This is a genomic window from Nocardiopsis sp. CC223A (assembly GCF_030766825.1).
Taxonomy (GTDB): Bacteria; Actinomycetota; Actinomycetes; order Streptosporangiales; family Streptosporangiaceae; genus Nocardiopsis.
Map to the genome: position 1 here is coordinate 1 of NZ_JASFDV010000047.1, position 22,819 is coordinate 22,819.

22 protein-coding genes are annotated in these 22,819 nt (G+C 73.4%); 10 read left to right on the forward strand and 12 right to left on the reverse strand.

Annotated elements, in window-relative coordinates:
- Positions 1-257: 257 nt before the first annotated feature.
- The 3 genes from QJS33_RS18585 to QJS33_RS18595 all read right to left on the reverse strand — a co-directional run bounded on the left by QJS33_RS18585 (position 258) and on the right by QJS33_RS18595 (position 3,090).
- Complete coding sequence (locus QJS33_RS18585; protein WP_306369279.1) at positions 258-887, reverse strand: TetR/AcrR family transcriptional regulator; 630 nt, start codon at positions 885-887, stop codon at positions 258-260.
- Between the two features lie 221 nt (positions 888-1,108).
- A complete protein-coding gene (gene ddaH / locus QJS33_RS18590) occupies positions 1,109-1,939 on the reverse strand; it encodes a dimethylargininase (RefSeq protein ID WP_306369280.1) in 831 nt (276 codons plus the stop codon).
- Between the two features lie 206 nt (positions 1,940-2,145).
- A complete protein-coding gene (locus QJS33_RS18595; RefSeq protein WP_306369281.1) occupies positions 2,146-3,090 on the reverse strand; it encodes a Ku protein in 945 nt (314 codons plus the stop codon).
- 158 nt (positions 3,091-3,248) lie between these two features.
- Between QJS33_RS18595 and QJS33_RS18600 the strand changes: the two genes are divergently transcribed.
- On the forward strand, positions 3,249-4,343 hold the full coding sequence (locus tag QJS33_RS18600) for a Zn-dependent alcohol dehydrogenase (protein ID WP_306369282.1): 1,095 nt from the start codon (positions 3,249-3,251) through the stop codon (positions 4,341-4,343).
- A gap of 34 nt (positions 4,344-4,377) precedes the next feature.
- Here QJS33_RS18600 and QJS33_RS18605 read toward each other — a convergent pair whose 3' ends face one another.
- Together QJS33_RS18605 and QJS33_RS18610 are read right to left on the reverse strand one after the other, a co-directional pair.
- Positions 4,378-5,193, reverse strand: coding sequence for a hypothetical protein (locus tag QJS33_RS18605; RefSeq protein ID WP_306369283.1), 816 nt, complete (start codon positions 5,191-5,193; stop codon positions 4,378-4,380).
- A gap of 1 nt (position 5,194) precedes the next feature.
- Positions 5,195-5,998, reverse strand: coding sequence for a hypothetical protein (locus tag QJS33_RS18610; protein ID WP_306369284.1), 804 nt, complete (start codon positions 5,996-5,998; stop codon positions 5,195-5,197).
- A 237-nt stretch (positions 5,999-6,235) separates the two neighbouring features.
- Between QJS33_RS18610 and QJS33_RS18615 the strand changes: the two genes are divergently transcribed.
- Positions 6,236-7,897, forward strand: coding sequence for an FAD-binding dehydrogenase (locus QJS33_RS18615; protein ID WP_306369285.1), 1,662 nt, complete (start codon positions 6,236-6,238; stop codon positions 7,895-7,897).
- A gap of 67 nt (positions 7,898-7,964) precedes the next feature.
- Here QJS33_RS18615 and QJS33_RS18620 read toward each other — a convergent pair whose 3' ends face one another.
- Both QJS33_RS18620 and QJS33_RS18625 read right to left on the reverse strand, forming a co-directional pair.
- Positions 7,965-8,189 carry a hypothetical protein gene (locus QJS33_RS18620; RefSeq protein ID WP_306369286.1) on the reverse strand — a complete coding sequence of 75 codons (225 nt, stop codon included), beginning with the start codon at positions 8,187-8,189 and terminating at the stop codon, positions 7,965-7,967.
- Between the two features lie 16 nt (positions 8,190-8,205).
- Positions 8,206-9,132: an SPFH domain-containing protein gene (locus QJS33_RS18625; protein ID WP_306369287.1), complete on the reverse strand. Its 927-nt coding sequence runs from the start codon at positions 9,130-9,132 to the stop codon at positions 8,206-8,208.
- Between the two features lie 108 nt (positions 9,133-9,240).
- Here QJS33_RS18625 and QJS33_RS18630 point away from each other — a divergent pair, with 108 nt between their 5' ends.
- Both QJS33_RS18630 and QJS33_RS18635 read left to right on the forward strand, forming a co-directional pair.
- Complete coding sequence (locus QJS33_RS18630) at positions 9,241-9,738, forward strand: PH domain-containing protein (RefSeq protein WP_306369288.1); 498 nt, start codon at positions 9,241-9,243, stop codon at positions 9,736-9,738.
- Positions 9,735-11,438, forward strand: coding sequence for a PH domain-containing protein (locus QJS33_RS18635; protein ID WP_306369289.1), 1,704 nt, complete (start codon positions 9,735-9,737; stop codon positions 11,436-11,438). Before QJS33_RS18630 ends, QJS33_RS18635 begins: the two co-directional genes overlap by 4 nt.
- A 45-nt stretch (positions 11,439-11,483) precedes the next feature.
- On the opposite strand, the gene QJS33_RS18640 is transcribed toward QJS33_RS18635, so the two are convergent.
- Positions 11,484-12,485, reverse strand: a complete 1,002-nt coding sequence (locus tag QJS33_RS18640; protein WP_306369290.1) for a GlxA family transcriptional regulator — start codon at positions 12,483-12,485, stop codon at positions 11,484-11,486.
- 154 nt (positions 12,486-12,639) lie between these two features.
- On the opposite strand from QJS33_RS18640, the gene QJS33_RS18645 reads away from it, so the two are divergent.
- On the forward strand, positions 12,640-13,095 hold the full coding sequence (locus tag QJS33_RS18645; protein WP_306369291.1) for a nuclear transport factor 2 family protein: 456 nt from the start codon (positions 12,640-12,642) through the stop codon (positions 13,093-13,095).
- A gap of 217 nt (positions 13,096-13,312) precedes the next feature.
- On the opposite strand, the gene QJS33_RS18650 is transcribed toward QJS33_RS18645, so the two are convergent.
- On the reverse strand, positions 13,313-13,606 hold the full coding sequence (locus tag QJS33_RS18650) for an STAS domain-containing protein (protein ID WP_306369292.1): 294 nt from the start codon (positions 13,604-13,606) through the stop codon (positions 13,313-13,315).
- 406 nt (positions 13,607-14,012) lie between these two features.
- Between QJS33_RS18650 and QJS33_RS18655 the strand changes: the two genes are divergently transcribed.
- Both QJS33_RS18655 and QJS33_RS18660 read left to right on the forward strand, forming a co-directional pair.
- Complete coding sequence (locus QJS33_RS18655; protein WP_306369293.1) at positions 14,013-14,549, forward strand: NUDIX hydrolase family protein; 537 nt, start codon at positions 14,013-14,015, stop codon at positions 14,547-14,549.
- A gap of 83 nt (positions 14,550-14,632) precedes the next feature.
- Positions 14,633-15,322, forward strand: a complete 690-nt coding sequence (locus tag QJS33_RS18660) for a nucleoside/nucleotide kinase family protein (protein WP_306369294.1) — start codon at positions 14,633-14,635, stop codon at positions 15,320-15,322.
- Between the two features lie 155 nt (positions 15,323-15,477).
- Here QJS33_RS18660 and QJS33_RS18665 read toward each other — a convergent pair whose 3' ends face one another.
- Positions 15,478-16,671: an NAD(P)/FAD-dependent oxidoreductase gene (locus QJS33_RS18665; RefSeq protein ID WP_306369295.1), complete on the reverse strand. Its 1,194-nt coding sequence runs from the start codon at positions 16,669-16,671 to the stop codon at positions 15,478-15,480.
- 280 nt (positions 16,672-16,951) lie between these two features.
- Between QJS33_RS18665 and QJS33_RS18670 the strand changes: the two genes are divergently transcribed.
- A complete protein-coding gene (locus QJS33_RS18670) occupies positions 16,952-18,313 on the forward strand; it encodes an MFS transporter (RefSeq protein ID WP_306369296.1) in 1,362 nt (453 codons plus the stop codon).
- Positions 18,314-18,366: 53 nt separating this feature from the next.
- On the opposite strand, the gene QJS33_RS18675 is transcribed toward QJS33_RS18670, so the two are convergent.
- Entirely contained in the window at positions 18,367-18,972 is a 606-nt protein-coding gene (locus QJS33_RS18675; protein ID WP_306369297.1) for an HAD family phosphatase, read from the reverse strand.
- Positions 18,973-19,385: 413 nt separating this feature from the next.
- Between QJS33_RS18675 and QJS33_RS18680 the strand changes: the two genes are divergently transcribed.
- Positions 19,386-21,164, forward strand: coding sequence for a GAF domain-containing sensor histidine kinase (locus tag QJS33_RS18680; RefSeq protein WP_306369298.1), 1,779 nt, complete (start codon positions 19,386-19,388; stop codon positions 21,162-21,164).
- Positions 21,165-21,204: 40 nt separating this feature from the next.
- On the opposite strand, the gene QJS33_RS18685 is transcribed toward QJS33_RS18680, so the two are convergent.
- Positions 21,205-21,858 carry a response regulator transcription factor gene (locus QJS33_RS18685; RefSeq protein ID WP_306369299.1) on the reverse strand — a complete coding sequence of 218 codons (654 nt, stop codon included), beginning with the start codon at positions 21,856-21,858 and terminating at the stop codon, positions 21,205-21,207.
- Between the two features lie 323 nt (positions 21,859-22,181).
- Here QJS33_RS18685 and QJS33_RS18690 point away from each other — a divergent pair, with 323 nt between their 5' ends.
- Positions 22,182-22,736: a pyridoxamine 5'-phosphate oxidase family protein gene (locus QJS33_RS18690; RefSeq protein ID WP_306369300.1), complete on the forward strand. Its 555-nt coding sequence runs from the start codon at positions 22,182-22,184 to the stop codon at positions 22,734-22,736.
- Positions 22,737-22,819: the final 83 nt, after the last annotated feature.

The window sequence follows — 22,819 nt, forward strand, 5'->3', positions numbered from 1 at the left end:
GCGTCGTCGGTGTGGGCCGCGAACCGCGCTCGGGCGCCGCGGGTGGGCGGTGGACCGGACTTCGGCGCGGTGTGGATCGACGCCCGCGGTGCGCCGGTGTCGGAGATGCCGCACGGCGGGTTCGGGCACTCGGGCGCACGGCAGGGACCCGTCGGCGTACAGCCTCGCGGAACCGCACGCGGGTCGGGCACGTGATGAGTGCGATCGGCTGAGCCGGAGCGGCGGGGCGCTCCGGCACACGCGGGGTGCCCCCGCCGCTACGCCCCGGCCCCCGCCGGGGCGCTGTGCGCGTCCAGGTGCGCCCAGGTCAGGGCGGTGACGTGGTCGGCCATCACCTCGGGACTCTCCTCGGGGTGGTCCAGCAGCCAGTCGGCGAACGCGTCGGCGGTGCCCACCGCGATCCGGGCCAGCAGCGCGGCCTCGCGCTCGCGGGCGCCGGAGGGCAGGCCGCCACAGGTGGTGATGAGGTCGGTGACCTCGGCCAGGACGCGTTCGCGGGCCCGGGTCACCTCGGTGGCGAAGGGGCCGCCGCTGGCGGCGGCGCGCCGGTACAGGACCGTCCAGCTCTCGCGGTTGTCGACCACGAATCCGAAGAAGGCACGGATTCCGCGGCGCAGAGGGTCTTCCCCGCGTGCGGCGCGGGGGTCGTGGACGGCGGTGCGCAGGGCGATCATGAGGCGTTCGGATTCGCGGCGCACACAGGCGTTGAATATGCCTTCTTTGGAGCCCAGATATTGGTACATCGTCGGTTTGGAGGTACCCGCGGCCGCGGCGATCTGCTCGACGCGCACCGTGTGGTAGTCGCTTCGAGAGAACGCCGTGACGGCGGCGTCGATCATCAGTTGTTCACGGATTCGACGCGGCAGTCTGCGCTGTTTGCTCTTCACTCTGCTGAACTTTATTGATTCACGCGGTTTTGACCAGGGTCTCTCGGCACTCGATTCCGGGCGCCGGCGGCCTTCGGATTCCGTGGCGGACGCATGACCTGTGACTACGGGTGAGTCCACCCTCACCCGGGGTGGCGTATCCCACATTCCCGGAGGTTTGGACGGCCGGATACCGCACAGGGGTGCGCGGGATCCGGCCGTTTCTTGTCAGTTCGGCACGGTCAGGTGCGCGTCGTGCGCAGCTCCAGCGTGCAGCACTTGGCGCCGCCGCCGGCCTTGCGCAGCTCGTCCATCTCCACCGGGTGGACGGTCAGGCCCTCGGCGCGCAACCGGTCGGCCAGGGCCCCCGCCTCGGCGGCGATGACCACGTTGCGGCCGTCGCAGACGGCGTTCAGGCCCAGGACGCGGGCATCGTCCTCGGTGGCGATGAGGGCGTCCGGGAACAGTGCCTCCAGAACCCTGCGGCTGCCCGCGGAGAACGCGCCCGGGTAGTAGGCGACGCGCTCGCCCGACAGCGCGAACAGGGCCGTGTCCAGGTGGTAGAAGCGCGGGTCCACCAGTTGCAGGGTCACCACCGGGCGTCCCAGGAAGCGCTCGGCCTCTTGGTGCGCGGCCGCCTCGGTGCGGAATCCGGTGCCCGCCAGGACCACGTCGTCGAGGGTGATGAAGTCGCCCTCCCCCTCGTTGACGTGCTTGGGCTCGCGGGTCTCGGTGTATCCCGCGGCCCGGAACCACTCCAGGTAGGCGGGCCCCTCGGGGGTGCGCTCGGCGCTGGCGAAACGGGCGCCGTAGACCCGGCCGTCCACCACCAGGGCGCCGTTGGCGGCGAACACCATGTCCGGCAGCCCCTCGATGGGCGTGATCTCGTGGACCTCGTGGCCCAGCTCCAGGTAGAGGTCGCGCAGCGCCTCCCATTGGCGGATCGCCCGATCCCTGTCCACCCGGACCGCCGGGTCCATCCAGGGATTGATCGCGTATTCGACCGCGAAGTAGGTGGGGCGGCACATCAGGTAGTGCCGTCGAACCGCCACCGGACCGGTCGGGTTCTTCATCGAACCTCCCAGTGAGACCATTGGAATTCACGGACCCCCGCGGTGGTACAGGTTTTTACCACCGTGTGCCACCTCGGAGTTCGTCCGTTCGATGAGGGGATACCCGCACCGGGGCCGGGCCAAGGGGCACGGTTCGGTGAACACGGCTCCCGACACGGACGAGGCCCCCGCGCCCGGGAGGGCACGGGGGCGGATACGGGGCGCGGTCAGCGGCCGCCCGCACGGGCCACCGCCTCCTCCAGTTCCTCGCGGTTCATCTTCGAGCGGCCCGGCACGTCCAGCTCCGAGGCGCGCCGGAGCAGTTCGCGCTTGGTGCGCCGGCCCTCGCCGCGGGCGGGCGGGCGCGGGCCGGGTGCGCGCCCGTGCGGGAGACTGCGGCGCAGCGCCTCCTGGAGCGCGTCGTCCCTGGACCCCTCGGTCCGGCGCGGCCGGTCGTCCCCGCCGGGCCGGTGGGTGATGGTGCCCCCCTTGGCCTTGGCGCGCACCAGTTCGGTGAGGCGGTGGCCGTGGCTGTCGTCGTAGCGGGCCGGGTCCCAGTCGATCGACAGCGAGTCGACCAGTTCGGCGGCCAGCGCGAGTTCCTCCTTGCCCAGCGCCGGATAGGGCACCGGCGGCATGACGTCGTCGGGGGTGCGCACCTCGTCGGGCCACCACAGGGTGGAGGCCGACAGCACGCCCCGGGTCGGCTCGATGAGCACGGGCGACTCGCGGTCGCGCAGGACGACCGTGGCGGTGCCCGCCCGGCGGGTGCGGTCCAGGGCCGAGTAGAGCAGTTGGTAGGGCTGGGCGTCGGCGGGGTCGCGCGGGGCCATGTAGTAGGTGTTGGCGTACCACAGGGGCCCGACCGAGCCCTCGGGGACGAACCCGTCCAGGCACATGGTGCGCGACCCGTGCGGGAGGATCTCCTCCAGTTCCTCCGGTTCCAGGACGACGTACTCGTCCTCGACGGCGGTGCGCGCGCCGCGCACGATGTTCTCGGCGGGGACCTCCTCGCCGGTGCGCTCGTTGACACGGATGTAGCGGATGCGGTCGGCGGTGCCGCGTTCGAACTGGTGCAGGACCGGTCCGCGGCGCTCGCGGGCGCTGTAGAGGCGCACCCCGATCGGCACTTCGCCGAACATGAGGGTGCCCACCCAGACAGGATTGACCATGGTGCCTCCCTGCCCCCATGATCACCGGGGGCGGGCAAAATACCGGTCGAGAAGAACAAAGAACCGGTCAGGGGACATTTCCGACAACCGAACCCCGTTCTTCTACCGACCGGTCGGTATCGCTAGGATCGCGGCAGTCCGCGATTGGAGTTCCTCCCATGAGTACGACCGTCAAGGCCGCCGTCTTCGCCTCCCGGGGAGCGCCCCCGGAGATCCTGGATCTGGTACTGCCCGACCCCGGACCCGGCCAGGTGCGGGTGCGCATCGCCGCCGCCGGGGTCTGCCATTCCGACCTGTCCCTGTCCAACGGGACCCTGGCCCAGAAGTGGCCCGCCGTCCTGGGGCACGAGGGCACCGGGACCATCGAGGCGGTCGGTGAGGGCGTCACCTCGGTCAGCCCCGGCCAACACGTCATCCTCAACTGGGCCCCGGCCTGCCGTGCCTGCTGGTTCTGCCGCAACGGCGAACCCCACCTGTGCGAACACGCCCTGGACCGGGCCGCCGTCCCCTACGCCCACCTCACCGACGGCACCCCCGTCCACCCCGGCCTGGGCTGCGGGGCGTTCGCCGAGGCGACCGTGGTGGGGGCCGACGCCGTCGTGCCGCTGCCCGACGGCCTGGACCCGGCCGCCGGCGCCGTCCTGGGCTGCGCGGTGCTCACCGGATGGGGCGCCGTCAACAACTCCGCCGCCGTGCGCCCGGGCCAGTCGGCCGTGGTCATGGGCCTGGGCGGGGTGGGCCTGTCCGTGCTCCAGGCGGCCCGCATGGCCGGGGCCGACCCGGTGATCGCGGTGGACGTCTCCCCCGCCAAGGAGGAGCTGGCCCGGTCGCTGGGCGCCACCGAGTTCCTGCTCGCCGACGAGCACCTGTCCAAGGCGGTGCGGGCGCTCACCGACGGGCGCGGCGCCGACCACGTGTTCGAGGTGGTGGGCTCGGCCAAGGTGGTGCGCACCGCCTGGAGCATCAGCCGCCGCGGCGGCACCGTCACCGTGGTGGGGGTCGGCTCGGTGAAGGACGAGGTGTCGTTCAACGCCCTGGAGCTGTTCCACCAGGCCCGCACGCTGCGCGGGTGCGTGTTCGGGTCCAGCGACCCCGACCGCGACATCCCCGTCATCGCCGAGAGCGTGCGCTCGGGCGAACTGCGGCTGGAGGCGATGGTGACCGACGAGATCCCGCTGTCGGGCGTGCCCGACGCGTTCGAGCGGATGCGCCAGGGCAAGGGCGGCCGGTCGCTGATCCGCTTCGGGGCTTGAACGCGGTGGGGGCGCCGCGGCGCCCCCACCGCGTTCACCGCCGCCCGGGGTCCTCCGCCGTGACCTCCAGCACCTCCAGGGGCGCCTCTTCCTCGGCCCGGTCGGCGAGGGCCTCGTAAACCCTGAAATGGAGGATCGCCCGATGCCCGCCCATCCCGACCATGATCAGCAGCACCGGTAGCAGGAAGCCGGGGAACCCCAGGGCGTAGAGCAGGACGGAGAGGAACCCGAAGGTGGTGCTCGCGCCGACGCCGTTGCTCATCGGGCACCTCCAGGAGCGCCAGCCCCACATCCAGCCCGCCGCCAGGACCGCCGCCCAGGGGCTGACGAGCACCGCCACGGTCGGGTACAGCACCAGGGCGAACACGATCACCCCGGACACCGCGTCGAGCACCGGGACGAACGAGAACAGCAGCCAGCCGCCGGCGGTGCGCGGCACCATCCGCTCGATCGGCGGCACGGGCTCCGCCCGCGCGCTCCGGCGGTCCCACCACACGAGCGCGGCGAGAAGCGCGAACCCGCACAGCGCGACGGCGGAGGCCGGGCCGAACCAGTGCCCGACCCCCTCCGGCTGCCACAGGTGCTCCGGCCCGACCGACACCGGGGCCAGGCCCAGGGCGGCCGGGGTGGCCGCATGCAGGGTGTAGAGGACGACCACGGCCAGGACCGCCTCCGCGAGGACGAACCCCAGGTGGACGACGGCCAGCTGGGTCAGGGCGGCGGGCGCCCCGGGGGCGTCCGAGTACGTCCGCATGGAGAACAGCGGACGCAGCAGCATCACCAGCAGCAGGACGGCGGCGACCGCCAGTGCGGTCGGGCCGGGATCGAAGCCCGGCGGGACGAAGTACACGTCAGCCCTCCCGCCGCGGCACCGGAGCGCCGTCCGCGTCCAGCACCGTGACCTCCAGGGCCGGCGCCCCGATCTCCCGGGCGCGCTGCTCCGCCGTCCTCCGGCCGATCAGGAGCGCGAACCCCACCGACCAGAGCAGCGGCAGGATCAGACCGCCCGGCGCCACAAAGACATAGAACCCGAGGATGGACCCCTCGGACAGGCAGACCGCGAGCATCGTCGCGGCCCCCGACGCCCGGTACTGCCATCCCGCCAGCATGGCGACGGCGAGCACTCCGGTCAGCGGCCCGAAGTACACGGCCAGCAGCGGGTACAGGACCAGGTAGTACACGGCCACGCTGCTCAGCATGCCCAGGAGCAGGTTCGCCCGGTACCGCCGCATGTCCCGGTCCGACCACTGCGCCAGCTGGACCTGCGGCGCCTCGGGGACCCGGGAGCGGTTGCGCGACGCCCACACCACGAAGGTCGCGAACAGGACGGCGACCGCGCCGGTCACGAGCCACAGCGGAGGCACGTCCCCCACCAGGACCCGCCACTCGGGCCCGTGCAGCTGGATATCACCGGGTGCCAGGTCCCGGAGCGTGAGCCCGCGTACCGCCGTGGTGTGGAAGGCGACGACCGCCGCCAGCTCGACGGCGGACAGGGCCAAGGTCAGGCCCGCGAGCCCGGACGGCCGCGTGAGCACGGCCCGGGCCCGGTGCAGGCCGGACACCAGATAAGGGGTCAAGAACAAGAAGAGCAGGGTCGCGAAGCCGATGACGGTGGCGGTGGGGCCGGGCTCGAAGGTCGCAGGGGGAAAGTACACGGGGGATCCTCGGTCGACGGTCGGGGCGGGGACCTGCGCGGACGCGGTCGAACGGGGGTACGGCACACGCGGGCCGGATGATCATGCCGGATACCGTCCGGTTTGTCACCACCTGACAAAAGCTGTGGCGTACGGCACACATGACCCTTGCCCCGCGCCCGGCGAAGGAGCACAGTCGTCACCATCGCGCACACCGTGCCGCGGGCACGGCCGACCGAGTCGAGGAGACGCACCCCCATGAGCAGCGCAGCGGATCAGGCCGACGTCATCGTCGTCGGCGCGGGACTGGCGGGCCTGACGGCGGCGGCCGAGCTGGCCGACGCGGGCAAGCAGGTGATCCTGCTCGACCAGGAGCCCGAGCAGTCCCTGGGCGGGCAGGCGTTCTGGTCCTTCGGCGGCCTGTTCTTCGTGGACTCCCCCGAACAGCGCCGGATGGGCATCCGCGACTCCAGGGAACTGGCCCTCCAGGACTGGATGGGCACCGCCGGCTTCGACCGCCCCGAGGACGCGTGGCCGCGCAGGTGGGCCGAGGCGTACGTGGACTTCGCCGCCGGGGAGAAGTACTCCTGGCTGCGGCAGATGGGCCTGCGGCTCTTCCCCATCGTGGGCTGGGCCGAGCGCGGCGGCTACCTGGCCGACGGGCACGGCAACTCCGTCCCCCGCTTCCACATCACCTGGGGCACCGGCCCGGGCGTGGTCGCCCCGTTCGAGCGCCGGGTGCGCGCCGCCGCCGAGCGCGGACTGGTCTCCCTGAGGTTCCGCCACCGCGTCGACGAACTGGTGGTGACCGGCGGGGCCGTGACGGGCGTGCGCGGCACCGTGCTGGCGCCCAGCGACATCGAGCGCGGGCAGGCCAGCAACCGCGACGCCGCCGGGGAATTCGAGCTGTCCGCGCAGGCGGTCATCGTCACCTCCGGCGGCATCGGCGCCGACCACGACCTGGTGCGCAAGAACTGGCCCGAGCGGCTGGGCACCCCGCCCGCGCACATGCTGTCGGGCGTCCCCGAGCACGTGGACGGGCGCATGCTCGGCATCACCGAGCAGGCGGGCGCGCAGATCATCAACCCCGACCGGATGTGGCACTACACCGAGGGCATCCAGAACTGGGACCCGATCTGGTCCCGCCACGGCATCCGCATCCTGCCCGGGCCCTCGTCGCTGTGGCTGGACGCCACCGGCAAGAGGCTGCCCGCCCCGTACTTCCCCGGGTTCGACACCCTGGGCACGCTGGAGCACATCATGAAGAGCGGCCACGACTACACGTGGTTCGTGCTCTCCCAGAAGATCATCGAGAAGGAGTTCGCGCTGTCGGGCTCGGAGCAGAACCCCGACCTGACCGGCAAGGACGTCAGGCTCCTGCTCAAGCGGGCGCTGCCGGGGGCGCCGGGCCCGGTGGAGGCGTTCAAGGAGCACGGGGTGGACTTCGCGGTCGCCGACCGGCTGCCCGCGCTCATCGCGAAGATGAGGGAGATCGCCGGGGACGGGGTGCTGGACGCCGACACCGTCACCCGCGAGGTGGTGGCCCGCGACCGGGAGATGGTCAACACGTTCACCAAGGACCTCCAGGTGACGGCGATCCGCGGGGCCCGCAACTACCGGGGCGACAAGCTGATCCGGGTGGCGTCCCCGCACCAGATCCTCGACCCCAAGGCGGGTCCGCTGATCGCGGTGCGCCTGCGCATCCTCACCCGCAAGACGCTGGGCGGACTGCACACCGACCTGGACGCGCGTGTGCTGCGCGCCGACGGCACCCCGCTGCCGGGCGTGTACGCGGCGGGCGAGGTCGCCGGGTTCGGCGGTGGCGGCGTGCACGGCTACCGCGCCCTGGAGGGCACCTTCCTGGGCGGCTGCCTGTTCTCCGGCCGGACCGCCGGCCGGGCCGCCGCGGCCGCGCTCTGAGGGCTCTGACGGCCGCGGGGGCCGGGCACCCGTCACGGGTGCCCGGCCCCCGCGTGTACGGGGGGCGTCAGCCTTTCGAGTCCTGCGGGGGGTCGGGCTCCCCCTTGCGGGGCCGGCCGCGGCGGGGGATGTCCCCGGCCTCCTTCGGCATCCGCCCCGCGTCGTCGAGGGCGCGGCGCAGCAGGAACTCGATCTGGGCGTTGGTGCTGCGCAGCTCCTGCCCCGCCCACCGCGCCAGGGCGTCGTGGACGGCGGGGTCGAGCCTCAGCAGTACCTTCTTGCGCTCCGGCACGGCCACCTCTATCCCGTCACTGGTACAGCGTCCCCGTGTTGACGACCGGGCTGGCCGGGCGGTCCGAGCACAGCACGACCAGCAGGTTGCTGACCATGGTGGCCTTGCGCTCCTCGTCGAGCTCGACCACGTGCTCCTCGGACAGCCGGGCCAGGGCACGGTCGACCATGCCCACGGCGCCCTCGACGATCTCGGCGCGGGCGGCGATCAGGGCGCCCGCCTGCTGGCGCTGGAGCATGGCCTGGGCGATCTCGGGAGCGTACGCCAGGTGTGTGAAGCGGGACTCCACGATGCGCACGCCCGCGGCCTCGACCCGCTGGCCGACCTCCTCCGACAGGCGCTCGGTGATGGTGTCGGCGTTGTCGCGCAGCGACAGGGCGCCCTGGGCGTCGTAGGAATCGTACGGGTAGTGGCCGGCGATGTGGCGCACGGCCGCCTCGGTCTGGATGGACACGAACTCGACGAAGTCGTCGACCTCGAAGGTGGCGCGGGCGGTGTCCTCCACCTGCCACACGACGACGGCGGCGATCTCGATGGGGCTGCCGGAGGCGTCGTTGACCTTCATGACGGAGGTCTCGTGGTTGCGGATGCGCGTGGAGACGGCGTTGCGTTCGGTCAGCGGGTTGACCCAGCGCAGGCCGTCGGTGCGCACGCTGCCGACGTAGCGGCCGAAGAGCTGCACGACGCGGGCCTCGTTGGGGGCGACCATGGTCAGCCCCAGCATGAGGAACAGGCCGACGACGGCGACGAGGGCGCCGATGACGATCGCCACGAGGAACGGCACGGCCTCGACCAGGAAGGGCGATCCCGCGATGGCGGCCCCGACGAGGACGATCAGCGCCGCCAGCAGGAACACACCGATGCCGTCACGGCTCTTGGCGGTGGTCTCCCGGTACTGCGGGGCCTCCCGGTAGCGGGGGGCGGGGGCGGTGGGTTCGTTCATGTGCGTTCCTTCCCTCTCAAGTGATGACGCGAGCATAGCATTGTGATATCACTTTTTATAGGAGCCGGGCCGAAGGGGCCCACGAGACCGAGAGGAGACGTGGACGCGATGACCACCGACACACCGCGCCTGCGCCCACCGCACCACCGCGTGGACCCCCGCGCCGTCCGCTGGTGGACCACCCGTTCGCTGATCACGACGGTCGCCCTCGCCGTGGTCCCCGTCGTCCCCGCCCTGATCTGGGAGCCGGTCCGCCCCTGGTTCCTCGTCGCGGCCGCCGTCATCGCGGTCGCCGGGCTGCTGGTCACCTTCGTGATGCCGCAGTGGCGGTACCGGGTCCACCGCTGGGAGGTCACCGACACCGCCGTCTACGCCTCCAGCGGCTGGTTCTGGCAGGAGTGGCGGGTGGCCCCCATGTCGCGCATCCAGACCGTGGACACCGCGCGCGGCCCGCTCCAGCGCGCGTTCGGGCTGTCCAGCGTGACCGTCACGACCGCCTCGGCCGCCGGACCGATCGAGATCGCGGGCCTGGACCACGTCCTGGCGACCCGGGTCGCCGACCAGCTCACCGAGACCACCCAGGCCGTTCCCGGAGACGCCACATGACCACCGCACAGCGACCGCCGACCGACCACCCGCTGGGCGACTGGCAGGGCCTGAGCCCGCTCAGCGTGTGGGCCGACACCGCCGTCGGCGCCCTGTTCATCGTCCCGGCCGCCATCGTCGGCACCGTCGTCCTGATCGTCCTGGACCTGCCCTGGTGGGCGCTGGCCCCGCTGCCCGGGGCCCTGGCCCTCATCGGCGGGCTCACCGCCCTGGACATGACGGTCCTGAAGGCGGTCTCCTACCGCGTCACCGACGAGCGCATGGAGATGCGCTCGGGCGTGCTCGCCAAGACCTACCGCTCGGTGCCGCGCGAGCGGGTGCGCAGTGTGGACGTGGCCGCACCGGTCTACGCCCGCCCCTTCGGCCTGTGCATCGTCACCGTCGGCACCGGAGAACAGGTCGGGTCCGAGTCCGACCAGGTCAAGCTCCAGTTCGTCACCGCCGCCCAGGGCGAGCGGCTGCGCCGCGAGCTGCTGTACCGCGACCCGCCGACCGCCGTGGGCGCCGAAGGGGCCGACGGTGCGGAGGGCGCCGCGGACGCCGACGGCCTGGAGCTGGCCCGGCTGGACCGGCGCTGGTTCGCCTACGCCCCCGCCACCACCGCCACCCTGGGCATCGGCATCGGTGCCGTAGCGGCCCTGATCGGCGCCAACGCCCAGTCCGAGGGCTGGATCCACCGGTGGATCTCCGAGCGGACCGGGCTGCCCGGCAGTGCGGAGATCGGCGCGTTCGTCATGGCCCGGCTGCTGTTCGTCGTCCCGGCGGCCCTGTTCGGGCTGCTGCTGTCGGGCACGGTCGTCCTGGTGGCCGTCGCGGTGGAGACCTGGTGGGACTACCGGCTGACCCGGGAGTCCAACGGGACGGTGGTCATGCGCCGGGGCCTGCTCAACAGCCAGTCGCTGACGATCGAGGGGCGGCGTCTCAACGGCGTCACTCTGCACGAGCCCCTGGTGCTGCGCGCCGTCGGCGGCGCGGACGTGCGCGCGGTCGCCACCGGTCTGGGGGCCGCGGACGCGGAGAAGACCCAGGCCAAGAGCCGCCTCTGTCCGCCGATGCCCCGAGCCCGTGCCCGGGAGCTGGCCGCCGACCTGATGCGGACCCCCGAATCGCCGCTGGACCTGCCGCTGACCGCGCACCCGCGGGCGGCACTGCGCCGCCGGCTGGTGCGCGCCGGGTGGGCCTCGCTGGCGGGCTTCGCCGTCGCCGCGGGGCTGGCGTGGCTGCACACGCTGGCCGCGGCCGCGTGGTGGGACGCCGCCCACGAGATCGAGGAACGGCTCAACCCGCTGCCGGTCGCCACCCACCTGGTGGAGGCCGCCCCGCCCTGGGGCTGGTGGCTGCTGGGGGCCGCGTTCGCGGCGGTGGCGTTCTGGTACGCGGTCGGCTCCCACCGGGCGCTGGGGCACGGCCTGCACCCGCGCTACCTGGTGGTGCGCCAGGGCATGGCGGTGCGCGACACCGTGACCCTGGAGCGGTCGGCGGTGATCGGCTGGCGGATCACCCGCACACCGTTCCAGCGCCGGGCCGGGCTGGCGCACGTGTCGGCCACCACCGCCTCGGGCAAGGGCATGTACACCGCCGCCGACGTGGGGCTGGGCCAGGGGCTGGCCTGGGCCGGGCTGGCCGTCCCGGACCTGCTGTCCCAGTTCCTGGAACGGGACGGCGGCGAACGGCCCGAGGACCCCCGGGCCCGCGGCTGAGACCCTCCCCGGTGCCCGCACGGGGGCGGACACCGGGGCCGCACCCTACCGGGGGGCGCGTTCCCGGGCCGGGGGCTCCGCGGGCCGGGGCCCGCGCCGGGCGGTGCGGAAGCGGTCCCGGTAGGCCGACGGGGTCAGACCCAGGTGCCGCCAGAACACACGGCGCAGCGACTCGCCGCTGCCCAGTCCCGAGCGTTCGGCCGCCCCCGCGACGCTCTCCCCGGCCTCCAGCAGTGCGCGCGCCGCCTCCAGCCGAACCGACTCCACGTGGGCGGCCGGTGTGCTGTCCAGGCGCTCGCGGAAGAGCCTGCTCAGGTGGCGGGTGCTCATACCCGCCCGGGCGGCCATGGCCGGCGCCGAATGGTCACCCGCAGGATCGGCCGCGACCGCGTCCAGGACCGGGCGCAGGACGTCGTGGGGCGGTCGGGGGGTGCGGGCGGCCACCGAGAACTGCGACTGCCCGCCCGGCCGCTGGAGGAAGACCACCAGGTCGCGGGCGACCTCCCGGGCCAGATCGGAGCCCTCGTCCTCCTCCACCAGCGCCAGTGACAGGTCCAGGCCCGCGCTGACCCCCGCCGAGGTCAGCACCCGGCCGTCGCGGACGTAGATGGCGTCCGGTTCGACCCGGGTCCCGGGGAAGGCGCGCGCGAGCAGCGCGGCGTGACGCCAGTGCGTGGTCGCCCGGCGGCCCTCCAACAGCCCCGCACCGGCCAGCACGAAGGCGCCCGTGCACACCGAGGCCACGCGCTCGCTGCGCCCCGCCAGCGCGTCGACCGCCTCCAGCAGCCCCTCGGGCCACGGGCGGCGGGGCAGGTCCGGGGAGCCGGGCACGACCAGGGTGTGCGCCCCCCGCACCTCGTGCGCGGCGGCGTCCACGCGCAGTCGGGTGCCCGCGGAGGTCCGCACGTCCAGGCCGGCGGGCGAGCACAGGGTCACCGTGTACGCCCCGCCCTGGCCGGCGGCCGTGGTGAACACCTCCAGGGGGGCGGTCACGTCCAGCAGCCGGACACCGTCATAGGCCATCACCACGATGGCGCGTCCGCTCATGGTGCGAGCCTAGCGGCCGGGCGTGTCCGAATGTGTGGGAAGCCTGTCCGTGTGGACATCGCCACGGGGCCGCCCCCGACGGCAGTCTCGATCCCGGAGCCCGCGGGCTCCGGGGCCGTCCCGGAGCCCGGCCACCGCTGCCGAGGAGACCGCGATGACCCGCCCGCCCCTGCCGCCCTTCACCGAGGCCGACGCCCGCGCCAAGGTGCAGGCCGCCGAAGACGCCTGGAACACCCGCGACCCCCACAGGGTGTCCCTGGCCTACACGCCCGACTCCGTCTGGCGCAACCGCGACCGCTTCCTCACCGGGCGCGAGCAGATCCGGGCCTTCCTCGCCGACAAGTGGGAGCGCGAACTCGACTACGCCCTGCGCAAGGAGCTGTGGGCCTTCGGGGAGGACCGCATCGCCGTCCGCTTCCAGTACGAGTGGCACGACGCCCGGGGGAACTGGTGGCGCAGCTACGGCAACGAGCTGTGGGAGTTCGACCCCCAGGGGCTGATGCGGCGCCGAGAGGCCTCCATCAACGACGTGGCCATCACCACCGGGGAACGCCGCATCACGGGACCGCGCCCCCCGCAGGAGCACGGGGTCCCCTTCCCCCTGGCCTGAACCCCGGCCCCGGTGCGGATCCAGGCGCCCGCACCGGGGCCGGGGCGCGCTCAGCGCGCGGCCGGGGCGGGCACGATCTCGAAGACCCGGTCCATACCCAGGATCTCCAGAACCCGGGAGACGGCCGGACGCGGCCGGGCCAACACGAGACGACCGCCCCGAGCTCTCGCCGTCCGATGCGCCGCCACCAGGCGCCCGCACCGGGGCCGGGGCGCGCTCAGCGCGCGGCCGGGGCGGGCACGATCTCGAAGACCCGGTCCATACCCAGGATCTCCAGAACCCGGGAGACGGCCGGACGCGGCCGGGCCAACACGAGACGGCCACCCCGGGCCCTCATCGTCCGGTGCGCCGCCACCAGGGCGCCCACCCCGCTCGCGTCCAGGAAGCCCACGCCCGCCAGGTCCACGACCAGGCACTCGCAGCCCTCCTCGCGGGCCGCCGCCGCCAACCGGGCGCGCAGGCCCGGGACGGTGGCCAGGTCGATCTCGCCCTCCACCGGCACCACCGTCACACCGGTGTGCGGGAGACATGCCTGAAACCGGACATCCCGTGCCACTAGAGGCCACCTCTCACCGGATGTAATCTTTTCACTACGCAACCGCGTACGAGATCGTAACCTCTCCAGAGAGGTTCCGGCAGGCTTTTGCGAAGAAAACCCCCGAAAACTCGACGATGTGGCTGCGGGGACAGCTCCACCTGACCCCCCGGGCCGGCGCGCCTGGCCCCTGGGACAGTCATGCGCTTCTCTCTCGGACACACCCGGATGGACCCCCGCGACGCGCACCGCGGCCCCGGGTGCGGTAAAAGCGGTAGGGACACATGGTGTCCTTGAGGCCCCGGGCCGACGCACAGCGCACAGAAGGGAGGGAGCGGCGCACCCCTTCCGCCCTCCCGGGCGGGACCGCGCCGCGCACCCCATGACCGAAACCGCCGAGACCCGACCCGGCTGGTTCTCAGCCCAGGAGTTGGAGGGCATCCGCGGCCGTATGCCCCTGGTGTACGTGCAGGCCGTCCCGGTCCGGGTCGACGAGGTCGGCCAGGTCACCCACGTCGGCCTGCTGATGCGGGCCACCCCCGACGGCCGGTTCCACCGGTCGGTGGTCTCGGGCCGGGTCCTGTACCACGAGCGGGTCCGCGACGCGCTGCTGCGCCACCTGGAGAAGGACCTGGGCCCGGTGGCCCTGCCCCGCATCCCCGCCTCCCCGCAGCCGTTCACGGTCGCCGAGTACTTCCCCACCCCCGGGGTGACCCCGTTCCACGACCCGCGCCAGCACGCGGTGGCGCTGGCCTACATCGTGCCGGTGTCGGGCGACTGCCAGCCCCGCCAGGACGCCCTGGACCTGGTGTGGCTCACCCCGGACGAAGCCGCCGACCCGGTGGTCCACGCGGAGATGAACGACGGCCAGGACGTGCTGCTGCGCCAGGCGCTGGCCAACGTGGGGCACGCGCCCTGACCGGCACGGCCCCGCGGCGCCGCCGCGGGGCCCGCCCGGTGCCCGCGGGCGCGGGGGCACCGCGAGGGCATACGCTCTGACCCATGTCCGAAGCCCCGGCATCCCTCACCGACGACGCCCTGGCCCTGCTCCCCGCCCGGGGCCGCGCCCTGCTCGGCCTGACCGGCGCCCCCGGAGCGGGCAAGTCCACCCTGGCCCGGCACCTGGTCGCCGAGGTCGACGCCCGGACCGGCCCGGGCACCGCCGGCTACCTGCCCATGGACGGCTTCCACCTGTCCAACGCCCAACTGGAGCGGCTGGGGCGGCTGGACCGCAAGGGCGCCCCCGACACCTTCGACGCGCACGGGTACGCGGCGCTGGTGCGGCGGCTCCTCACCGAGACCGACCACCCCGTCTACGTGCCCGACTACGACCGGCGGCTGCACGAGCCCGTCGCCGCCCGCCACGTGATCGAACCCGGCACCCGGCTCATCGTCACCGAGGGGAACTACCTGGCCTGGGACGCCGAGCCCTGGGGGTCCCTGCGCCCGCTGTTCGCCGAGCTCTGGTACGTGGAGGCCGATGACGCGCTGCGCGAGGAGCGCCTGCTGCGCCGCCAGCTGGCGGGCGGCCGCGACGAGGCCGCCGCTCGCGAGTGGGTGCGGCGCAGCGACCGCGCCAACGGGGAGCTGGTCAAACGGTCCAGGGGCAACAGCACCCGCGTCGTCCCCACCGGTGCGGTGCCCCGGCGCCCCGGGGGCGCCGGGGGGACGGCCGGGGCCGCGGGCGGCTGAGCGACTGTCGGGCATGCGCCCGGTCGCGTGAGGTGACCGCCCGGGGGCGCCGGTGGGGAAACAGAACGTCCCCGCCGGAATTGCGCTGTGCGTGCGACCGCAGACCCGGCGGGGACGCCCGCCCGTGCCACCCTCCGGCCTCCGCGCCCCGCCGTTCAGGCGGCGCGGCGCAGGAACCGGCGGGCCACCGCGCGCGCCAGCCACACGTACCCCGCCGCCTGGGCCTGCCCGGACCCCGTGAGCCCGCCGTAGGCGGACGCCACGATCATCTCCTTGTACCGGGCGGCCGGGCGCCCGGTCAGGACGACCCGGCCCGGGGAGTCGTCGGCGCGCACGAACTGGATGAGCCCGTCGCGCCGCCCCAGGCTGACGCACTGGTTCATGTAACCGAACGGGGTGGCGTCCGGTTCGCGCCCGGCCAGCCGGGCCGCGACGGCGTCGGCGGCGGCGGTCCCCATGGGCAGGCCCATCGCGCAGGACATGCGCAGCTCCCGGCCGTCCACCGCGTCGGCGTGGGCGGCGTCGCCCACCGCGTACACGTCCGGGTGGGAGACCGACCGCAGGGTCCCGTCGACCAGGACCCGCCCGGAGCCGTCCACGGTCAGTCCGGCGTCGGCGGCCAGCGGGGGGACGCCGAACCCGGCGTTCCACACGGTGAGGTCGCTCTCCAGCAGGTCCCCGTCCTCCAGCTTGACGTGGTCCGCCTCCACCGCGGCGACCCGTGTGTGCTCGTGGACGGACACGTTCAGGCGCTCCAGCACCTTCAGGACGTGGGCGCGGCCCCCGGCGCCGACGCCGGCCGCCACCGGGCCCGAGGTCACCAGCCGCACGTCCATGCCCGCGTGGGCCTCGGCGATCTCGGTGACGGCCTCCAGCCCGGTGAGCCCGCCGCCGACGACGGTGAGGGTGCGGGGGCGCTCCTGCGCGATGCGGCGGGCCGCCTCGCGGGCGCCCTCCAGCCCGGCCAGGGTGGCCGCGTGCTCGGCGGCCCCGGGCACCGCGTCGGCCGCGGCGGTGCTGCCCAGGGCGTACACGAGGGTGTCGTAGCGCAGGGTGCGGACCCGGTCCCCGACGCGGACCTCGGCGGTGCGCGCCTCGGCGTCGAAGGCCTCCACCCACCCGACGACGAGGTCGACGGCGGGGTCCAGGGAGTCGGACAGGGGGTGGACGACGCCGTCCGCGCGCCCGGCCGCCACCTCGTGCAGGCGGACCCGTTCGACGAACGTGTCGGTGGCGTTGACGAGGGTGACGCGCAGCCCCGCCCCGCTCTTGCGGGCGTGGTGGGCGGCGCGGCGGGCGGCGGAGAGTCCGGCGTAGCCGGCGCCGAGGACGAGGAGTTCGTGGGCCATGGGTGCCTCCCTGTGGAGTGTTCCGTTCACCCCATGGACGAGACGGCCCCTCCCGCGCGTGACATGTCCGCGCACGCGGCCCCCGGATATGGCCGATGCCACAGGCCGCCCGGAAGCCCTGGCACGCAGGGCATTGTGCGAGCCCCGGGCACCGGACAGCGGACACGAAACCTCCCCGATGTCCACATATTAAGACAAATGTCCCACATAGTGCCCATCGGGTCTACGATCCGCTCATCCTCCCTCCGCAGACCATTGCTCTGACCTGGAAAGAAGTCCCATGACGGACGTCGCCGAACAGCACCCGGCACCGGAGCGCGGCCATCCCGCGCCGGTGGACCCGCCGACCAACCCGCGACGCAAGGTGCTCACCGCCAGCCTCGTGGGCACGTCCGTCGAGTTCTATGACTTCTATATCTACGCGACCGCGGCCGTCCTGGTCTTCCCGGCGCTGTTCTTCCCTGAGGGCGACATGATGGCCGCCCGCCTACAGTCGCTGGCCACCTTCGCCATCGCGTTCGTGGCCCGCCCCATCGGCTCCTGGGTGTTCGGCCACTTCGGCGACCGCGTCGGCCGCAAGGCCACCCTGGTGGCGTCCCTGCTCACCATGGGCGTCGCCACCGTCGGCATCGGCGTACTGCCCACCTACGCCCAGGTCGGTGTCATCGCCCCGCTGCTGCTGGCGCTGTGCCGGTTCGGCCAGGGCCTGGGGCTGGGTGGGGAGTGGGGCGGGGCCGCCCTGCTGGCCACCGAGAACGCCCCCGCGGGCAAACGCGGCTTCTACGGGACGTTCCCGCAGTTGGGAGCGCCCATCGGGTTCTTCCTGGCCAACGGCGTGTTCCTCATCCTGAGCCAGGCCATGAGCGAGGAGACGTTCCTGGCGTGGGGCTGGCGGGTGCCGTTCCTGATGTCGACGGTCCTCATCGTGGTCGGCCTGTGGGTGCGCCTGAGCCTGCACGAGACCCCCACGTTCGCCAAGGTCCTGGCCGCGGGCGAGCAGGTGCGCACGCCCATCGTCGAGGTGTTCCGCTGCAACTGGGCCGCCCTGATCCTGGGGACCCTGGTCATGGTCGCCACCTACGTGCTCTTCTACCTCATGACGGTCTTCTCGCTGGGCTTCGGCACCGACCCGGAGACCGGCCTGGGCTACGACCGATCCCAGTTCCTGGTGTTCCTGCTGGTCGGCGTGGTGTTCTTCGGGATCTTCACACCGATCTCCGGGCTGCTGTCGGACCGGTTCGGCCGCAAGCCCGTCCTGGTGACGGTGACCGCCGTGATCATCGCCTTCGGATTCGCCATGGGCCCGCTGCTGGGCTCGGGGACCGTCGGAGTGCTGGCCTTCCTGATCATCGGCCTGTCGCTGATGGGCCTGACCTTCGGTCCGATGGCGGCGGTGCTGCCGGAGCTGTTCCCGACCAACGTGCGCTACACCGGCGCCTCGGCCGCCTACAACCTGGCCGGGCTGCTGGGCGCGTCCTTCGCCCCCTACATCGCGACCTGGCTGGCGAGCACCTTCGGGATCGCCTGGGTGGGCGGGTACCTGATGCTGGCCGGCGTGATCACGCTGGTCGCGCTGCTGCTGACGCGTGAGACCCGGAACGACTCGCTGGACGACACCCCGGTCAGGGCGACCTCGCGCTGACGTCTGGCGTCGGGCCCGGGGAGCGGAGTGCTCCCCGGGCCCGTCGTGCGTTCTTACAGACGTGCCTCCAGGGCGGCGCGGTCGGTGAACACGTGCCCGGCCATGCCCAGCGCTTCTGCGGCCGCGACGTTCTCGCCGCGGTCGTCCACGAACAGGGTGTCCCCCGGGGCGACCGCCATCCGCTCCAGGCACCACAGGTAGACCTCGGGCTCGGGCTTGGCCACCCCCAGGCGGCCGGAGAAGGCGCGCACCGAGAACGCCGCCAGCCACGGGTTGTCCTTCTCGAAGCGGTCGGCCAGCTCGGCCGGGACGTTGGACAGCAGGCCGACGGTCCGGCCCTCCGCGGCCAGCCGCTCCACCAGGGACACCATGTCGGGGTCCACCGCGCGCCAGCTGTCGATGTCGGCCTCGATGAGCGCGGCGGCCAGCCGCGGGTCCACCTCGCGGCCCAGCCGCTCCCCCACCGCCCGCCAGTAGGCGGGGCCGTCCAGATCGCCGCGGTCGTAGGGCAGGCGCAGGTCCCAGTAGGCGGCCCAGAACGCGGCGGGGTCGGCCGCGCCCATGGCGGCGGCCAGGCGCTCCTTGCCGTCGGCGGACTGGTGGCGGGCGATCACGCCGAACAGGTCGAACAGGACGGCTCCGGATTCGATCTCGGGCAAGGAGGTCTCCTCGGGGTCGGTGGGGCGGCTCACCCAAGCCGTACCCGATCGCGGCTCCCCGCGCACCCGGAACCGGACGGACGGGTCCCGGAACGAGCCTTCCCGGGTTCGCGCGGTCGCGGCCGGGCCGGTCGACGGCCGGGCACCGACCGCATCACCCGGCCGGGTCGCACCTTCTCCCAGCGCGTTCCGCGGCCTTTCCGGGCGGGCGCCGGAAGGACGAGGGGAGGGACCCGCGTTCCCTCCCCGAAAAGGGTCCGGCCTTTCGGCCCCCGAAGGTCCGGACATCGCGGAAGCCCTGTGGCCCGGGGGATGTGACCGCGGGCACCGAAGGTTCGGCACTCCGGACACGGGTGGCGGAAAGGCGCCCCTAGACTCGGGTCAGACCCTCGGAGGAACGGTGGAGAGCGCCCATGAGCAACGGTGAGAACCCCGCCCCCGGCCAGGAGCGGCTGTCCCTCCCCGAGGTGAGACTGGACGACCTGCTCCACGAGGTGCGCTCCCGGCTCAGCGATATCTCCACGACCCAGGAGCGCATCCGCACCCTGCTGGAGGCGGTCGTCTCCATCGGGGAGGGCCTCGAACTCGACCCCCTGCTGCTGCGCATCACCGAGACCGCGAGCAGTCTGGTCAACGCCCGCTACGGGGCGCTGGGCGTGATCGGGCCCGACGGGGAGATGAGCCGGTTCATCCCGGTGGGGCTGCGCCCGGACGAGATCTCCTCCATCGAGCACTGGCCCCGCGGCGAGGGCATCCTGGGGCTGCTCATCAAGGAGCCCGAACCCCTGCGGCTGGGCGACGTCTCCGACCACCCCGAGTCGGTGGGCTTCCCCAGGGGGCACCCCGTGATGCGCACCTTCCTGGGAGTGCCCATCCGCATCCGCGACCGGGTGTTCGGCAATCTGTACATGACCGACAAGCGCGACGGCGGGCAGTTCACCGGGGACGACGAGCTGCTGCTGCGCGCCCTGGCCACGGCGGCGGGCACCGCCATCGAGAACGCCCAGCTGTTCTCCCAGACCCAGAGCCGGGAGACCTGGCTGGACGCCTCGGGCCAGATCACCACCCGGCTGCTGTCGGGCGCCCCGCCCGAGGAGGTGCTGCGGCTGGTGGCCCGGCGGGCGCGGCTGATGGCGCACGCCGACGTCTGCGTCCTGGCCATGCCGGGCGAGGAGGCGGACACCCTCACCGTGCGGGTGTGGGACGCCCCCGGGGACGGCGACGCCCCGGAGGGGGCGGTGCCCGGCGGCCGCGCCGTCCCGCCGGCGGCAGGGATGCAGGGCGCCACGGTCACCTGCGCCCCGGGCACCCTGTTGGGCCGGGTGTACCTCAGCGGCCACCCCGTCCGTACCGACGTCTCCGAGCACTGCGACCCGAGCGTCGAGTTCCTGGCCGAACCGGGGCTGGGGCCGATCCTGGTGCTGCCGTTCGGGCCGCCGGGCGGCGCCAGGGGCGTGCTGCTGCTGGCGGGCGCCGCGGGCCGGGAGGAGTTCCCGGACGCGTGGATGGGCATGCTGGCCTCCTTCGCCGACCAGGCGGCGGTGGCCCTGGAGCTGGCCGAGGCCCGGCTGGACTCCGAGCGGCTCAGCGTCCTGGAGGACCGTGACCGCATCGCCCGCGACCTGCACGACACCGTCATCCAGCGGCTGTACGCCACCGCGATCACCCTGATGGGCACGGTGCGGCGGATCGACGACGACACCTCGTCCCAGCGGGTGCAGAAGGCGGTGACCGACCTGGACGACACCATCCGGCAGATCCGTTCGACGATCTTCGCCCTACAGAGTTCGGGCGAGGACTCCGCCCGGCTGCGCTCCCGGGTGCTGGACCTGGTCAACGGGGCCACCGAGTCGTTGGGGTTCGCACCCCGGCTGCTCACCCAGGGGCCGGTGGACACCGCCGTGGACGAGACCACCGGCGGGCACCTGGTGGCGGTGCTGCGCGAGCTGCTGTCCAACGCCGCCCGGCACGCTCACGCCACGGCGGTGGACGTGGAGGTGTCGGTGGCCGACGGCCGGGTGGTGCTGCGGGTCTCCGACGACGGCGCGGGCGTCCCCGAGGGCGCGCACCGCAGCGGCCTGCGCAACGTCGCCTCCCGCGCCGAGGAGCTGGGCGGGTCGGTGGAGGTCGATTCCGCCCCGGGGGAGGGCACCGCGGTGCGCTGGTCGGTGCCCGCCCGCACCCGCGTCTGAGCGGCGGGCCCGCGACCGGCCGGTCGGCCCGTCGGCCCGGTCAGGAGCCGCCCAGGGACAGGCGGACCGAGTAGGCGGCGGCCTGGGTGCGGCGGGCCATGCCGAGTTTGGCGAGCACCCGCGAGACGTAGTTCTTGACGGTCTTCTCCGCCAGGTACATGCGGGCGCCGATCTCGCGGTTGGTCAGGCCCTCGCCGATGAGCTCCAGCACCCGGCGTTCCTGCTCGGTGAGCTCGCCCAGCGGGTCCTTGCGGCCCGCCTCCTCGCGCAGCCGCTCCAGCATGCGCGTGGTGGACTCCGGGTCCAGCAGCGAGCGGCCCTGGGCGACCGTGCGCACGGCGCCGACCAGGTCCGTGCCGTGGATCTGCTTGAGGATGTACCCCGACGCCCCGGCCATGACGGCGCCGTACAGGGCCTCGTCGTCGGAGTAGGAGGTGAGCATGAGGATGCGCGTGTCCGGGAGCAGGGAGCGGATCTCCCGGCAGACGGTGACCCCGTCGCCGTCGGGCAGGCGCACGTCGAGCACCACCACGTCGGGGGCCAGGGCGGGCACCCGGGCCAGGGCCTGGGCGGCGGTGCCGGCCTCGCCCACCACCTCGATGCCGTCCTCGTCGTCCAGCAGGGATCCCACGCCCCGGCGGACGATCTCGTGGTCGTCGACCAGGAACACCCGGATCGTGTCGTCGCCGTCCATCAGGTGCGCACCCCTTCTGCTCGCCGGTGGCCCCGTTCCCGGGCCGCCGATACCCATTGTGGGGCGGCGCACCGCGGGTACGCGCCGGCCGAACGGCGGTGTCATCGGTGACGCGGGTCCCGTTTCTCCAGCTTAGACAGCGATCATTGTCAGCTTATGAGTACAAGGTCCCTTTTTGTTTGAGGCCTAGGACCTCCGGGGTAAGCGCTCAAAAGGGGACCTCCGCCATCGGCCCGGGGACCGTAGGACACCCGCACCGACCCGCTGAGCGGCGACAATGGTGGAGATCGAGAAAAACGGGGAACCGATCTCGGGGGGTCGCAATGGTTCGTGAAAGCGGTATCGGAACCGCGCGGGGACAGGCGGCGGTGCCGCCCGGCCGGGCCCCCGACGACGAGCTGCTGTCCGGCACCCGCCGACTCGACGAGGACTCGGCGATGCTCATGGGCACCGATCTCGCGGAAGGGGACGCCGAGGCGACCTTCACCGTGCTGGAGCGCCAGACCTGCTTCAACCTGGCGGCCACCCGCGACATCGGCCGCATCGCCTTCACCATCGACGGTGACGCCGCACCGACCGTGCTGCCGGTCAACTACGCCCTGCTCAACGACACCGTCGTGCTGCGCACGAGCCTGGCGGGCACCGTCATGCGCTACGCCCGCGGCTACGCCTCCTTCCAGGTGGACCACTTCGACGACGAACGCCGCGAGGGCTGGAGCGCCCTGTTCACCGGGCGGTGCCGGTGGGTGCGCGACGAGGGGGAGCTCTCCCGCATCCCGCAGGGGCGCCTGCCCGTGCCCTGGGCGGAGGGGCCGCGGGACCAGGTCCTGCGGATCGTCCCCAACCGCGTCACGGGGCGCCGGATCCAGCGGCCCTGAGCGCGCGCGGACGGTGACGTGCCGCCACTTTCCATGACCGTCTCCGCCGGCTCCCGGGAACGGTGCGGCCGATCTGCCTAAGC